This is a genomic window from Haloactinopolyspora sp. (assembly GCF_027324685.1).
Lineage (GTDB): Bacteria > Actinomycetota > Actinomycetes > Jiangellales > Jiangellaceae > Haloactinopolyspora.
Genome location: NZ_DAHVSH010000041.1, coordinates 1 through 13,745 on the forward strand (window position 1 = coordinate 1; position 13,745 = coordinate 13,745).

12 protein-coding genes and 1 pseudogene are annotated in these 13,745 nt (G+C 68.6%); 3 read left to right on the forward strand and 10 right to left on the reverse strand.

Features of this window, described 5'->3' with window-relative positions; translation table 11 throughout:
* The 5 genes from M6444_RS05565 to M6444_RS05585 form a co-directional block, all read right to left on the reverse strand.
* A partial coding sequence (locus M6444_RS05565) for an efflux RND transporter permease subunit (protein WP_298323932.1) occupies positions 1-1,825 on the reverse strand: 1,825 nt, incomplete at its 3' end.
* A 24-nt stretch (positions 1,826-1,849) separates the two neighbouring features.
* Positions 1,850-2,875, reverse strand: a complete 1,026-nt coding sequence (gene ilvC, locus M6444_RS05570) for a ketol-acid reductoisomerase (protein WP_363326251.1) — start codon at positions 2,873-2,875, stop codon at positions 1,850-1,852.
* Positions 2,876-2,940: 65 nt separating this feature from the next.
* Positions 2,941-3,474, reverse strand: a complete 534-nt coding sequence (gene ilvN, locus M6444_RS05575) for an acetolactate synthase small subunit (RefSeq protein ID WP_363326252.1) — start codon at positions 3,472-3,474, stop codon at positions 2,941-2,943.
* Between the two features lie 25 nt (positions 3,475-3,499).
* The gene (locus M6444_RS05580; RefSeq protein WP_298323937.1) at positions 3,500-5,272 is read right to left on the reverse strand and encodes an acetolactate synthase large subunit; all 1,773 of its coding nucleotides are present in this window, start codon (positions 5,270-5,272) and stop codon (positions 3,500-3,502) included.
* 271 nt (positions 5,273-5,543) lie between these two features.
* Positions 5,544-6,101: a pyridoxamine 5'-phosphate oxidase family protein gene (locus M6444_RS05585; protein ID WP_298323939.1), complete on the reverse strand. Its 558-nt coding sequence runs from the start codon at positions 6,099-6,101 to the stop codon at positions 5,544-5,546.
* A gap of 145 nt (positions 6,102-6,246) precedes the next feature.
* Here M6444_RS05585 and M6444_RS05590 point away from each other — a divergent pair, with 145 nt between their 5' ends.
* A complete protein-coding gene (locus M6444_RS05590; RefSeq protein ID WP_298323942.1) occupies positions 6,247-7,209 on the forward strand; it encodes a calcium/sodium antiporter in 963 nt (320 codons plus the stop codon).
* A 19-nt stretch (positions 7,210-7,228) separates the two neighbouring features.
* Here M6444_RS05590 and ilvD read toward each other — a convergent pair whose 3' ends face one another.
* From ilvD to M6444_RS05615, 5 genes and pseudogenes are all read right to left on the reverse strand, one after another.
* Positions 7,229-8,920 (reverse strand): dihydroxy-acid dehydratase, encoded by a 1,692-nt coding sequence (ilvD, locus tag M6444_RS05595; RefSeq protein ID WP_298323945.1) that lies wholly within the window; start codon positions 8,918-8,920, stop codon positions 7,229-7,231.
* Positions 8,921-9,004: 84 nt separating this feature from the next.
* A complete protein-coding gene (locus tag M6444_RS05600) occupies positions 9,005-9,328 on the reverse strand; it encodes a hypothetical protein (protein ID WP_298323948.1) in 324 nt (107 codons plus the stop codon).
* A gap of 76 nt (positions 9,329-9,404) precedes the next feature.
* A complete protein-coding gene (locus M6444_RS05605; protein WP_298323950.1) occupies positions 9,405-10,523 on the reverse strand; it encodes a sialidase family protein in 1,119 nt (372 codons plus the stop codon).
* A gap of 125 nt (positions 10,524-10,648) precedes the next feature.
* Positions 10,649-10,783: pseudogene (locus M6444_RS05610) on the reverse strand (TetR family transcriptional regulator); the annotation flags it as partial.
* An 11-nt stretch (positions 10,784-10,794) separates the two neighbouring features.
* Positions 10,795-11,757, reverse strand: coding sequence for a 2-hydroxyacid dehydrogenase (locus M6444_RS05615; protein WP_298323955.1), 963 nt, complete (start codon positions 11,755-11,757; stop codon positions 10,795-10,797).
* 40 nt (positions 11,758-11,797) lie between these two features.
* Between M6444_RS05615 and M6444_RS05620 the strand changes: the two genes are divergently transcribed.
* Positions 11,798-12,949: a PQQ-dependent sugar dehydrogenase gene (locus tag M6444_RS05620; protein WP_298323957.1), complete on the forward strand. Its 1,152-nt coding sequence runs from the start codon at positions 11,798-11,800 to the stop codon at positions 12,947-12,949.
* Positions 12,950-13,068: 119 nt separating this feature from the next.
* Positions 13,069-13,745, forward strand: a 677-nt coding sequence (locus M6444_RS05625; RefSeq protein WP_298323959.1) for a DUF4097 family beta strand repeat-containing protein, incomplete at its 3' end; no start/stop codon positions are given.

A 13,745-nucleotide genomic window follows, 5' to 3' on the forward strand; every position in this document is an offset into this window, starting at 1 on the left:
AGTCGATGCCCAGCGCCACCAGGAACACGAACGCGAACAGCGGCACCGCCGGATCGGCCCCGGGCCAGTCGAAGAGGTGGTTGAACACCAACGCTGCCACACCGATCGTGGTGGCGAAGCTCAGCACGACGGTCAGGATCAACAGCAGCGGGGCGACGACGGCGCGCAACAGCAGCGCCAGCACCAGCAGAATCACCACCAGCACGATCGGGATGATCACCGACCGGTCGCGCGCGGAGATGTCGTTGGTGTCGAGTTGCTGCGCCGCTCGGCCGCCAACCAGAACATCGCTGCTGACGGCGTCGAGTTCGGTCCGCAGCTCCCGGACGGTGTCGAGCGCCGCCGCACTGGACGGCGGATCGGTCAGCGTCGCCTCGACGATGACCTGGCCGTCCACCACCACCGGCTCGCCCTGTCCGGGCATTTCACCCGCATCGGCGCCGGCCTGCTCGCTGCCGGTGTACGGGATCGCCGAGTCGACGCCCTCCACCCCTTCGGCGGTCTCGATCAGCGCATCGAGCTGATCCGCCGGTCCGACGATGTCCGCCGGCGTACCGGACCCGCCAGGGAAGTGGCTGTCGAAGACCTCTTGCCCGTCGACGGACTCGACCTCGTTGAGGAACAGCTCGCTCTGCGACACACCGTCGGCCTTGAACGCCGGTACGAAGACCGCACCTGCGGCGAGGACGACGACCACGCCCACCCAGAGCCGCCGCGGACGTCGTGACACCAGGTTCGCGACCCGGCCCCAGACGCCCTTCGACTCCGGGTGCTCGGAGCCGTAGGCGGGCCGGAACGGCCAGAACGCGGCCCGCCCCAGCAGCGACAGGACCGCAGGCAGGAACGTCAGCGCGGCCACGAGCGCGCCGGCGATACCGATGGCGGCCACCGGCCCGAGGCTGCGGTTGGAGTTGAGGTCGGAGAACAACAGGCACAGCACACCGAGGATGACGGTGCCGCCCGAGGCCAGTACCGGCTCGACGACCTGGCGTAGCGCCACGCGCATGGCGGCGAACCGGTTCTGCTCCTCGCGCAGCTCCTCGCGGTATCGCGCCACGAGCAACAGCGCGTAGTCCGTCGCCGCTCCCACGACCAGGATGAGCATGATGCCCTGGCTCTGCCCGTTCATCGTCACCACATCGGCATCGGCGAGGCGGTAGACGACGAACGACGCAGCCCCGAGTGCCAGTACCGACGACAGCAGAACCACGAACGGCAGCACCGGGCTGCGGTACACCACGAGCAGGATGACCAGGACGACGCCCAACGCGACGACGATGAGGATGCTGTCGATGGCGCCGAAGGCCTCGCCGAAGTCGCCGAGCAGGCCGGCCGGTCCGGTCACATAGACCTCGGCGCCGTCGATGCCGGTGACGGTGTCTCTGATCGCGGTGATGACATCGGTGAGGCCGTCACCGAGATCAGCGTCCAGCGGCACGACGACGCTCAGCGCCTGGCCGTCCTCGGCGGGAATGGGCGGGCTGGCCGGTCCGGCCAGCCCGTCGATCCGGCTCAGCTCCTCCACCTGTGCGGCGGCGGCTTGCTGCGCGTCCGGCCCGATGCCGTCGGGCGCCTCCCACACCACGATCGCGGGGATGGTCTCCTGCTCGACGAACTCCTGCCGGATCTCGCTGACCTCGGTGGACTCCGCCGTGGCGGGCAGGAACGCTGCGTTGTCGTTCTCAGCGACCTCGGACAGCTTGCCCGCGTACGGCCCGGCGACACCGCCGAAGGCCAGCCACACGAGCACGATGGCCGCCGGCAGCAGCCATCGCCATCGCGACACGGGGCGGGTGGGCGACGATGGCTCCTCGGTTCGTACCATGCGTCGCCTTCCCGCCCCTGATCGTCATCGGGCTGCCGTGCCCTCGGTGTAGTCGTCGTCGGACTGTACCCAGCTCATCAGTTTCCTCAACTCGCGACCCACCGGCTCGATCGGGTGTTGTTCCCCTTCGGCCCGCAGCCGCTTGAACTCCGGCGCGCCGGCGTCCTGATCGGCGATGAAGCCGGCGGCCCAACTGCCGTCCTGAATGGCGGTGAGAGCCTCACGCATGCGCTGCTTGACCGACTCGTCGATGACCTTCGGGCCGGTGGTGTAGTCGCCGTACTCAGCGGTGTCGGACACGCTCCAGCGCTGCTTGGCGATGCCGCCTTCGTACATGAGGTCGACGATGAGCTTCAGCTCGTGCAGCACCTCGAAGTACGCGACCTCCGGCTGGTAGCCGGCCTCGGTCATGACCTCGAAGCCGCTCTGGATCAGCCGCGAGACCCCGCCGCAGAGCACCGTCTGCTCACCGAACAGGTCGGTCTCGGTCTCCTCGGCGAACGTCGTCTTGATGCCGCCGGCCCGCAGTCCGCCGAGCCCCTTGGCGTAGGACAAGGCGAGGTCCCAGGCGCCGCCGCTGGCGTCCTGCTCCACGGCGACCAGCACCGGCACACCACGCCCGTCGACGAACTCGCGGCGCACCAGGTGCCCGGGGCCCTTCGGGGCCACCATCGCGACGTCGACATTGGCCGGCGGCTTGATGTAGCCGAACCGGATGTTGAAACCGTGCCCGAAGAAAAGCGCATCCCCGTCCTGGAGATTGGGCTCGATGTCGTTGGTGTAGATGTGGCGCTGGACGTGGTCGGGGGCGAGAAGCATGATCAGATCGGCTTCGGCAGCCGCCTCGGCCGGCGTCACCACCCGCAGACCCTCGGCCTCCGCCTTGGCCTTGCTCGCCGACCCCTCCTTGAGCCCGACCCGCACGTCCACGCCGGAGTCACGCAGACTCAGCGAGTGGGCATGGCCCTGGCTGCCATAGCCGATGACGGCGACGACGCGCCCCTGGATGATCGACAGGTCGGCGTCGTCGTCGTAATACATCTGTGCCACGAGGGCGTCTCCTTCTGATAGGTCGTGGTGAATCTGCGCGTCCGTCGTCGCGGCGGCAGCGCCGGTCAGGCGCTGCGTTCCAGCCGGTCCACCGGACGCAGGGTGCGGTCGGTGATGGAGCGTGGTCCACGCCCCACCGCGACGACGCCGGACTGGACGAGCTCGCGGATGCCGTATGGTTCCAGCACCTTGAGCAACGCTTCCAGCTTGTCCGACGAGCCGGTCGCCTCGATGGTCACCGCATCGGTGGCCACGTCGACGACCTTGGCCCGGAACAGCTCGACGGTCTGCAGGATATGCGGACGAGTTTCCGGGTCGGTGCGGATCTTCAGCAGCAGGAGCTCGCGCTGCACCGAGTGCCCTGGCTCGAGCTCGACGATCTTGAGGACGTTGACGAGCTTGTTCAGCTGCTTGGTCACCTGCTCGAGCGGGGAGTCCTCGACGTCGACGACGACGGTCATCCGCGACACGGACGGGTGCTCGGTCGGCCCGACGGCCAACGAGTCGATGTTGAAGCCGCGTCGCGAGAACAGGGCGGCGATCCTGGCCAGCACCCCCGGCTTGTTCTCGACCAGCACGGACAACGTGTGCTTGCTCACGATCTTCTCCTTGGTCGGTCGTCCGTCAGTCATCGGAACGGTCCCACTCCGGCGCCATCCCCCGGGCGATCTGGATCTCGTCGTTGCTGGTTCCGGCGGCCACCATCGGCCAGACCATCGCGTCACGGTGCACGCCGAAGTCGACGACCACCGGACGGTCGTTCACCGCCATCGCCTTCTCGATGGTGGCGTCGACGTCGTCGGCGTTCTCGCAGCGCAACCCGACACATCCGTAGGCCTCGGCCAGCTTGGCGAAGTCCGGGATACGCCGACTGTCGAGATCGGTGTTGGAGTACCGACCGTCGTAGAACAGCGTCTGCCACTGGCGCACCATGCCCAGGCTGGCGTTGTTGATCACTGCGACCTTGATCGGGATGCCCTCGATCGCGCACGTCGCCAGTTCCTGGTTGGTCATCTGGAAACACCCGTCGCCGTCGATGGCCCAGACGGTGGCCTCGGGGCGGCCGGCCTTGGCGCCCATCGCGGCGGGAACGGCGAAGCCCATGGTGCCCAGCCCGCCGGAGTTCAGCCAGGTCCCCGGATGCTCGTAGGAGATGAACTGCGACGCCCACATCTGGTGCTGACCCACACCGGCGACGTAGATCGCCTCGGGTCCAGCGATCCGGCCGATCCGCTCGATGACGTACTGCGGCGCCAACTCGCCGTCCTCGTTGGTGGTGTAACCGAGCGGGTAACGCTCACGCCACTGGTTCAGCTGCTGCCACCAGCCGGTCCGATCGCCGCTCTCGCCTTCGGCCTGCGCGGCCTCGAAGGCGGCGATCAGGTCGGTGAGCACCTCCTTGCAGTCGCCGACGATGGGCACGTCGGCGACGCGGTTCTTGGAGATCTCCGCCGGGTCGATGTCGGCGTGCACGATCTTCGCCCCGGGCGCGAACGACGACAACTTGCCGGTCACGCGATCGTCGAAACGAGCCCCCAGCGCGACGATGAGGTCGGATTTCTGCAGAGCGGTCACGGCCGCGACCGAACCGTGCATCCCCGGCATGCCGAGATGTTGCGGGTGGCTGTCGGGGAAGGCGCCGCGCGCGGTGAGCGTGGTGACCACCGGGAACCCGGTCAGCTCCGCCAGTTGCCGCAGCTCTTGCCAGGCCCGCGCGCGCAGCACCCCGCCGCCGACGTACAGCACCGGCCGCTTGGCCGCGCTCATCAGCCGCGCGGCTTCGCGGACCTGTTTGGAGTGCGGTCGCGTCACCGGCCGGTAACCGGGCAGGTCGAGCTCGACCGGCCACCGGAACGTCGTGGTCATCTGCATCGCATCCTTGGCGATGTCGACCAGGACCGGGCCCGGCCGCCCGGTCGAGGCGATGTGGAACGCCTCGGCGATGACGCGAGGAATCTCCTCCGGGTCGGTGACGAGGTAGTTGTGCTTGGTGATCGGCATCGTGATGCCGCGGATGTCGGCTTCCTGGAATGCGTCGGTACCGATCGCCGCACTGGCGACCTGGCCGGTGACCGCGACCATGGGAACCGAGTCCATGTGCGCATCGGCGATCGCGGTGACGAGGTTGGTCGCCCCCGGACCCGAGGTCGCCATGCACACACCGACCTTTCCGGTGGCCAGGGCGTAACCTTCGGCGGCGTGCCCCGCGCCCTGCTCATGGCGGACGAGCACGTGGCGGATCTGCTTGGAGTCGAACATCGGGTCGTACGCCGGCAAGATCGCACCGCCCGGGATGCCGAATACGGTGTCGACGCCGACCGCCTCGAGCGAGCGGACGAGGCTCGCTGCACCCGTCATCGTCGTCCCGTGGTCCTGGGTGGACTCGTTCTGCGGCATGGCCGGCCTCTCATCCGTGTCAAACGTGTCGGTGGCTTCATACGGACGTGTCGTGTGTCTCGGAATGTCGTCGTAGCAACAAAAAACCCCTCGGCCCGAAGGCTCACGAGGGGTAGCGCGTCGGCGGGGTCGCCGGACGCGCTAGTGAAGTACGAGAATGCCGAGACGCATGAAGTCACGTTCCCTTACGGTGTCACCAGGAGTCAAGGAGATTGCCCGCTCGTCTCATCATGCGATACACGAGTCCGCATCTTGAACGCCGCTTGCCCGGTCAGGCCGGGTCGTAGTCGAAAGCGGGCAAGCCGTCCAGACTGGTGCGGTTCTTCTTGCGCCGGTAGGTGGCCTGGCCTTCGACACCTCTGCGCTCCATGGACCTCGGCAACAGGTCGCGCTCGCCGGCGTACTCCATGAACGGCACCCCGTACCCGCACGAGTCCGAGATGCGGTGCACATCGACGATGACGACCGCACGGGCCGACTGGTGCTCGTCGAACATCCCCGCCAACTCGGCGAACTCGTCGTCGTACATGGTGACGAACCGTCCGGTGCCGTGCAGCCGGACGACGTTCGGGGGACCTTCGAAGGCGCAGAACATGACGGTGATGCGGCCGTTCTCACGCAGGTGCGCGATGGTCTCAGCGCCGCTGGCGGTGAGGTCGAGGTAGGCGAAGGTGTGCTCGTCGACGACCGTGAACGTTCCGTTCAGGCCCTTCGGCGAGACGTTGACATGCCCATCGTCACCGCTCGGGGCGGTGGCGACGAAGAAGACCCGCTGAGCCTCGATGAACTCACGAAGGCGACCGTCGATCCGCTCGTACACCTTGCCCACGTCGTCTCCTCGTCGCCGCATCCCGTGCGCACCGGTCCCTCTGGACCGCACTCGTCACCATCGGACCCTAATCACCGAGCCCCGTGACGAAGACACAGGCCCTCGACCAGCCCGCCGGCCCGCTTGGTGACGGTACCGTCCTCAAGTGGAGACCGGGCTGCTCATCGTCGTGGGCTTGACCGCGCTCGTCGGCGGTGCCGAACTGCTGATTCGCGGCGGTTCGCGCGTGGCGAGCCGGCTCGGGATCTCCCCGATCGCGGTGGGGCTGACCTTCGTGTCGATCGGTACCAGCGCTCCGGAATTGGCCGTGGGCATCGATGCGGGCCTGCAGGGCAACGGCGGTCTCGTGGTCGGCAACATCGCCGGCACCAACGTCGTGAACGTGCTGTTGATCCTGGGCCTCAGCGCCGCGATTCGGGCCCTGCCGCTGGATTCGGTGACCTTACGGCTCGACCTGCCGATGATGGCCAGCGCGGCTGTCATTCTGCTCCTGCTGGCCATCGATGGCGTGCTCTCCACCGCCGACGGCATCATCCTGCTGTTCGTCGCCGTCGCCTATACGGCGTTGATCGTCAAGAACAGCAAGCGGGAGAGCCCTCGAGTGCAGGCCGAATACGCCGAGGAGTACACCGTGCCGGCCGGGCGCCTGGCGGCGACGCGAGACGTCGCGGTCCTGGTGACCGGCACCGTCGTGATCGTCGTGGGCGCCGACTGGCTGGTCTCGGGCGCCGTGGACCTGGCCGTCGCGCTCGACGTGTCGAACGCGCTGATCGGCTTGACGGTCGTGGCGATCGGGACGTCCGCGCCGGAGCTGGCCACCACGATCGTCTCCACCATCCGCGGCGACCGCGACATCGCCATCGGCAACCTCATCGGTTCCAGTGTTTACAACATCGGGCTGATCTTGGGCACCACCGCGGTGGTGGTGCCCGGCCGGTTCGACCTCAGCGCACCGCTGACGTATGTGGACATCCCGATCATGACCGGGGTGGCGTTGCTGTGTGTGCCGATGTTCGTCGTCGGCGCAAAGATCACCCGGACCGAGGGCGTCGCCTGCGTCGCGGCCTATGGCGTGTACCTGGCCTACCTCGTGTTCCTCCGGACCTGACCTCGCCGCCGACGGCTCCTCAGTCGCACACGGCGCCGTTGGCCGCTGACCCGACGAGCTTGGCGTACTTGGCCAGCACGCCACGCTGGTGCTTGGGCGGCGGTGGCGTCCAACCTTCACGCCTTCGGGCCATCTCGGCGTCGTCGACGTCCAGATCGATGCTCTGCGCGGCGATGTCTACCCGGATGCGGTCGCCGTCCCGGACGAAGGCGATGGGGCCGCCGTCGACCGCCTCGGGGGCGACGTGACCGATGCACAACCCGGTCGTCCCGCCGGAGAAGCGGCCGTCAGTGACGAGCAGCACGTCCTTGCCCAGGCCGGCACCCTTGATGGCGCCGGTGACGGCGAGCATCTCGCGCATGCCCGGCCCGCCCTTCGGGCCCTCGTAGCGGATGATCACGACGTCGTTCGTGCGCAGCTCACCGGCGGCGACAGCTTCCATCGCCGCAGCTTCGCCGTCGAACACCCGCGCCGTCCCGTCGAACACGTCGGCGTCGAATCCGGCGGACTTGACCACGGCGCCGTCCGGCGCGAGCGAACCGCGCAGGACGGTGAGCCCGCCAGTAGCGTGGATCGGGTCCGACATCGCATGAATGATCTTGCCGTCGGGGTCCGGTGGATCGATGTGCTCCAGATTCTCGGCCACCGTCTTACCGGTCACGGTGAGGCAGTCACCGTGCAGCAGGCCGGCATCGAGCAGGGCGCGCATGACCACCGGGACGCCGCCGATGCGGTCGACGTCGGACATCACGTACCGGCCGAACGGCTTCACGTCGGCCAGGTGGGGCACCCGGGCACCGATCCGGTTGAAGTCTTCCAGCCGCAGGTCGACCTCGGCCTCGTGCGCGATGGCCATGAGGTGCAGCACGGCGTTGGTCGAGCCGCCCAGCGCCATCACCACGGCGATGGCGTTCTCGAAGGCCTCGCGGGTCATGATGTCGCGCGTGGTGATGCCCAGGCGCAGCAGGTTCACCACGGCCTCGCCGGACTGGCGAGCCAACCCGTCACGACGACGGTCCACCGCCGGCGGCGCGGCGCTGCCCGGCAGCGACATGCCCATGGCCTCGGCCGCGCTGGACATCGTGTTGGCGGTGAACATGCCGCCGCAGGCGCCTTCGCCGGGACAGATCGCGCGCTCGATCTCATCGACCTCTTCGCGGCTGATCAGCCCGCGCGCGCACGCACCGACGGCCTCGAAGGCGTCGATGATCGTGACGTCACGGTCGCCGACCTTGCCGGGCAGGATGGACCCGGCGTAGAGGAACACCGCGGAGACGTCGAGGCGAGCCGCCGCCATCAGCATGGCCGGCTCGGACTTGTCACAACCGGCGAGCAACACCGCGCCGTCGAGGCGCTCGGCACCGAACACGGTCTCGACGGAGTCGGCGATGACCTCGCGGGACACCAGCGAGTAGTGCATGCCCTCGTGACCCATCGAGATGCCGTCGGACACCGAGATGGTGCCGAACTCGAGCGGATACCCGCCCGCCGCGTGTACGCCGTCCTTCGACGCCTTGGCCAGGCGGTCCAGCGACAGGTTGCACGGGGTGATCTCGTTCCAGGACGAGCCGACGCCGATCTGCGGCTTCTCCCAGTCGTCGTCGGTCATGCCGACGGCGCGGAGCATGCCGCGAGCCGCGGCGCGCTCGACACCATCGGTGACCGTCCTGGAGCGTGGCTTGATGTCCGGGGTGGAGGGTGTCACGGTCATGACGCCACGCTAGACCCGTCGTCCGGCTACAGAGACGAAGGGTCCGCGATCCGGACGCATGTCGTGGTGCTTCACCGCCGTGGTTCAGCCCAGGCCGACGGTGAGCAGCACGAGGGCGTCGGTGTCGGCGACGAGATCGTGGCGCTGAGCTGGGATGTCAGTCAGGTTGCCCGCCGGGACGGTGATGGCGTGCGTGCCGGTGTGCATCGTGACCGACCCGGACAGGCACATGAGTGTGGCGTCGCCGGGGCTTTGGTGTTCGGCCAGCCGCGTGCCTTGGGTCAGCGCGATCAGGGTCTGGCGCAGGTGTTTGCCACTGTGCACGGTGCGCGCGGAGCGACCGGCCGACGACTGACGCGCAGCCTCCAGTTGGTCGGTGCCGACGGATTGCAGCGTCATCTCAGCCATGCCCCTATGGTGCCGTGCCGTTGACGCCGACGCGAGTGTCCCAGCGCCACAGTGCGGTTCCAGCCGCCTGGACCGCTCACGGCAGCGCCGCCGCGCGAACGCAGAGGACGTCCGGCAGGTGCTGGATGATCAGCGACCACGTCCGGCCTTCGTCCGCGCTGGCATAGACCGCGCCGTCGCGGGTGCCGACGTAGACGCCGGCGGGATCCTGGACATCATCGGTGGCCATGGCGTCGCGCAACACCGAGCCGTAATACGGCTGCGGCAGGCCGGATTCCGAGGCTGTCCACGTCGCACCGGCGTCGGTGGTGCGCCAGACCCGCAACTGATCATCGGGCGGCATGCGCTGGAAGTCCGCGGTCAGCGGCACGACCCACGCGGTGTCGGCACGGTGCGGGTGCGCGACGACCGGGAAGCCGAAGTCGGCCGGCAGACCGGCGGCGATGGACGTCCACGTGGCGCCGCCGTCGCCGGAGCTGTAGACGCCGCCGTGATTCTGCGCGAACAAGCGGTCGGGATCGACCGGGTCGCGAGCGACTTTGTGGACGCACTGGCCGTACTCCGGTGCCTCACCGGGCAGGAAGTCGGCACCGATGCCCGTGTTGGACGGACGCCAACTGGTTCCGTCGTCTTCGGTGACATAGACCCCACCGGTGGACATGGCGACCAGCACCCGGCCGTCCTGCATGGGATGCGGCAGCACGGTGTGGATGGCCTGCCCGCCGAAGCCGGGCTCCCACGTCGGCCGGTGCGGGTGGTTCCAGAGCCCCTCCACCAGGGCGAACGTCTGGCCACCATCGTCGGAGCGCCACAACGCCGACGGCTGCGTGCCGGCCCACACCACCCCCGGGCGCTGCGTGGTGTCGGGTCGCAACTGCCAGACCGCCTCGACCGAGGCGTCGGCTCCGGGCGGAAACCGGATGCCGCTGCCGTCGGCAGCCTCCGTCCAGGTGGCGCCGAGATCGTCCGACCACGACACGGCCGGGCCCCAGTGCGAACTGCTCGCACCGACCAGCAGCCGCGCCCGCCCGCCCCTGGTGTCGATGGCGCAGGCAGCCACCGAACGCATCCGGAAATGGGGCCCGTCCACGGTCCACGTTCGCCGGTCGGCGCTGCGCATCAGCCACAACCCCTTGGCGGTGCCGACCGCCAGCACGACGTCGTTCATGGGCAGCTCCTCCGGCTCTTCGGCCATCTGGAACGAATGTACTGCGCGGTTCCGACAACGGGGCCACGCGGACGGGACCGTCCGGTCGCGAGATCGTCCGATGTCCTGGACGCAGCGTCCAGTTGGGCCTACCAGAGTCGTTACCTGAACTGGCCCACACCCACGGCTTGGGCGATGCGTTCCATGGTGACGTCGGCAGGATCGGATCGCGCGAACAGCTCGTCGGCCGCCGCCAGGATCTGTGCCCGGTTCCTGGCGGCGTCGGCTCGCTCGTTTCTCGTGGGCACGGCCGGTCTGCCTATCCGTCGCCGTCCGTCGGGCCGACGACGATGTTCGCCAGCGTCTCGCCGGCGGCGACGCGTTCGAGCTGAGCTCGCACGAGGCGCCGGGCACGGGGTTCGAACGCGCTGGACATCCCGCCGATGTGGGGAGAGATCAAGGCCCCGGGCTGGTTCCACAGGGCATGGTCGCGCGGCAGCGGCTCCGGGTCGGTCACGTCCATCGCCGCCCGCAGCCGTCCAGTGCTCAGTTCGGCGGTCAGGGCATCGGTGCGGACGACACCACCACGGGCGACGTTCACGAGCAACGCCCCGTCGCGCATGGCAGCCAGGAACGACGCGTCGACCATGCCGCGAGTCTCGTCGGTCAGCGGACAGCTGAGAATTACGACGTCAGCGCGGCCGAGCATGCCGGGCAACGCGTCGTAACCGGCCACACCCTCGCGGGCCGTCCGGGCGACCCGTAGCACGTCGCACTCGAACGGCGCCAGCCTCGCCTCGATAGCCCGCCCGATTGCCCCGTAACCCACCACCAGCACGGTCTTGTCCGCCAACGACTCCGTCCAACCCTGCAGCCACTCACCGTGTTGCTGGGCACGCACGAACTCCGGAATCCGCCGCAATGACGCCAAGGTCAACGTCACCGCCAGCTCGGCGGTACTGGCGTCGTGGACGCCGCGGGCGTTGCACAACGTCAACCCGTCACGCAGGTACGGCAGCACATGCTCGTAGCCGGCCGTCAGCGTCTGCACCGCACGCAGGCGGGGCATGCGAGCGATCAACTCCATGGCGGCGGGGGCGAAGCTGTATGGCAACACGAAGTACTCGACCCGATCCAGGATCGACTGCTCCGGGATTCCGGACTCGTCCACGCTGGACAAATCGTCCTCAGGCGTGTCGCCCTGGCCGTCCCAGACATGTACCTCCAGCTTGTCGGGCGGATTGAGCGACTCCACGGCGAAGGGCACCAGTACGTCGGTCATGGCACTCGAACCTACCTGTACAGCGTGAAAGCATGGCCGCATGTCCGCTCGTCACGCCGTTCTCGCCGCCGTGCTGGCGGTCTCGCTCGCCGCGTCCTGTTCGTCCGACGACGGCGGTGACGGTACTCAGATTGATGGCACGGCTGAGCCGTCGTCTTCCGCCGAGCCGTCGACTCCGCTGCGCACGGGCACCCAGACCCCCACGACCAGCCCCGTCGCGGGCCCCGTCACCCCGGCCGGCGTCGACGAGATCGTGACCGGACTCGACGCGCCGTGGGCCATCGCGTTCATCGACGACAGCACAGCGCTGGTTTCGCAGCGTGATGCCGACACCATCGTGCAGGTGGACGACTCCGGCTCGATCACCGAAGTGGGCACCGTGCCGGACGTCGAAGGCGGGGGCGAAGGCGGCCTGCTGGGTATCGCCTTCGACCCGGGTGACGCGTCGATGTTGTACGTCTACGCGACCTTGGGGTCCGAGAACGCCGTCATGCGCACGACGTTCACCGGCGGCGAGCTCGGTGAGTTCGAGACCGTTCTCGACGGCATTCCCGCCGGCACGATCCACAACGGCGGCCGGCTGCGGTTCGGCCCCGACGGCATGCTGTACGTGTCCACCGGCGAGACGGGTGAGCCGGACGACGCCCAAGACGTGGAGAGCCTCGGCGGCAAGATCCTTCGCATCACCCCCGACGGCCAGGTCCCCGCCGACAACCCGTTCGACGGCTCGCCGGTCTATTCCTACGGACATCGCAACGTTCAGGGCCTGGCCTTCGACGACGACGGCCGGCTGTGGGCCAGCGAGTTCGGTGATCGCGACGCGGACGAGTTGAACCTGATCGAGCCCGGCGAGAACTACGGCTGGCCCGAGGTGGAGGGCGTGGCCGGCGACGACCGCTTCATCGATCCGGAGGTCGAGTGGCGGCCTACCGCGATCGCCTCGCCCAGCGGCCTGGCGTACGTACGCGACACGTTCTTCGTCACCGCGCTGCGCGGTGAACGGCTGTGGCAGGTGCCGCTCGTCGACGGCGAGACCGGCGAGCCCACGTCGTACCTCGAGGACTTCGGCCGGCTACGCGACGCGGCCGTGGCCCCGGACGGAACACTGTGGGTGCTGACGAACAACACCGACGGCCGTGGTGACCCCCGCGACGGAGACGACCGCATCCTGCGCGTGACGCTGGCCCCCTGAGCGGCGTGATCACGCGCTCACCTGAGCGGTGCGATCAGGGTGACCCCGGAGCAGCGAATCAGGGAACCTTCGTCACCAGGGCGGAGCCACACGGCACGACGAAGATCTAGCGTTGCACCATGGCCACCCAGACTCGAATCCCCGACTCCGACCGGCGAGCGAAGCCGGTACGCCGGGGCCTCTCCCTGGCCGGACTCGCGGCCGTGGCGTTCGCGAGCCTGACCGCCTTGTCGTGGTTCATTCATTCCAGCGACACCGTCACGATCGACCAGACCATCACCAGGGTGGAGGTCGACGTGTCGTCCGGGCACGTGGAGATCGTCGGTTCGGCCGCCGGCGAAACGTCGTTGGAGTTCGAGGCGAAGTCGGGATGGAGCCGCGACGGCCGCGTCGAGCACGAGGTCGATGGCAGCACGCTGCGTGTGTATGGCGGCTGCGACTCCGGTGTTTTCCTCGGCCTGTGGTGCAAGTCCGACGTGAAACTGACCGTACCGGCCGATGCCACCGTCATCGCCGATGCCACACACGGCGCCATGACCGTGACCGGACTGTCCGCCGACGCCGACCTCGGCGCGCACGGCGGCGACCTGCGGGTCGAGAATCATTCCGGCGAATTGACCGCGCACTCGGCCGGCGGCTCGGTGACCGTCGCCGGCCTCGAAGCCGAGGTCGCGAAGGTCACATCGAGCGGCGGCGACGTGTCGGTCGACGCCGCGCATCCGCCAAGCTCCCTCGACGCCGAGTCGAGCGCCGGTGACGTATCGGTGACGCTGCCGGGTCAGATGTCGTACGACGT

Excerpts from the sequence above, each read along its gene's own strand:
- M6444_RS05600 (WP_298323948.1), bottom strand. The coding sequence starts at position 9,328 with ATGGCTGAGATGACGCTGCAATCCGTCGGCACCGACCAACTGGAGGCT.
- M6444_RS05580 (WP_298323937.1), bottom strand. The coding sequence starts at position 5,272 with ATGCCGCAGAACGAGTCCACCCAGGACCACGGGACGACGATGACGGGT.
- M6444_RS05605 (WP_298323950.1), bottom strand. The coding sequence starts at position 10,523 with ATGGCCGAAGAGCCGGAGGAGCTGCCCATGAACGACGTCGTGCTGGCG.
- M6444_RS05615 (WP_298323955.1), bottom strand. The coding sequence starts at position 11,757 with ATGACCGACGTACTGGTGCCCTTCGCCGTGGAGTCGCTCAATCCGCCC.
- M6444_RS05620 (WP_298323957.1), top strand. The coding sequence starts at position 11,798 with ATGTCCGCTCGTCACGCCGTTCTCGCCGCCGTGCTGGCGGTCTCGCTC.
- ilvD (WP_298323945.1), bottom strand. The coding sequence starts at position 8,920 with ATGACCGTGACACCCTCCACCCCGGACATCAAGCCACGCTCCAGGACG.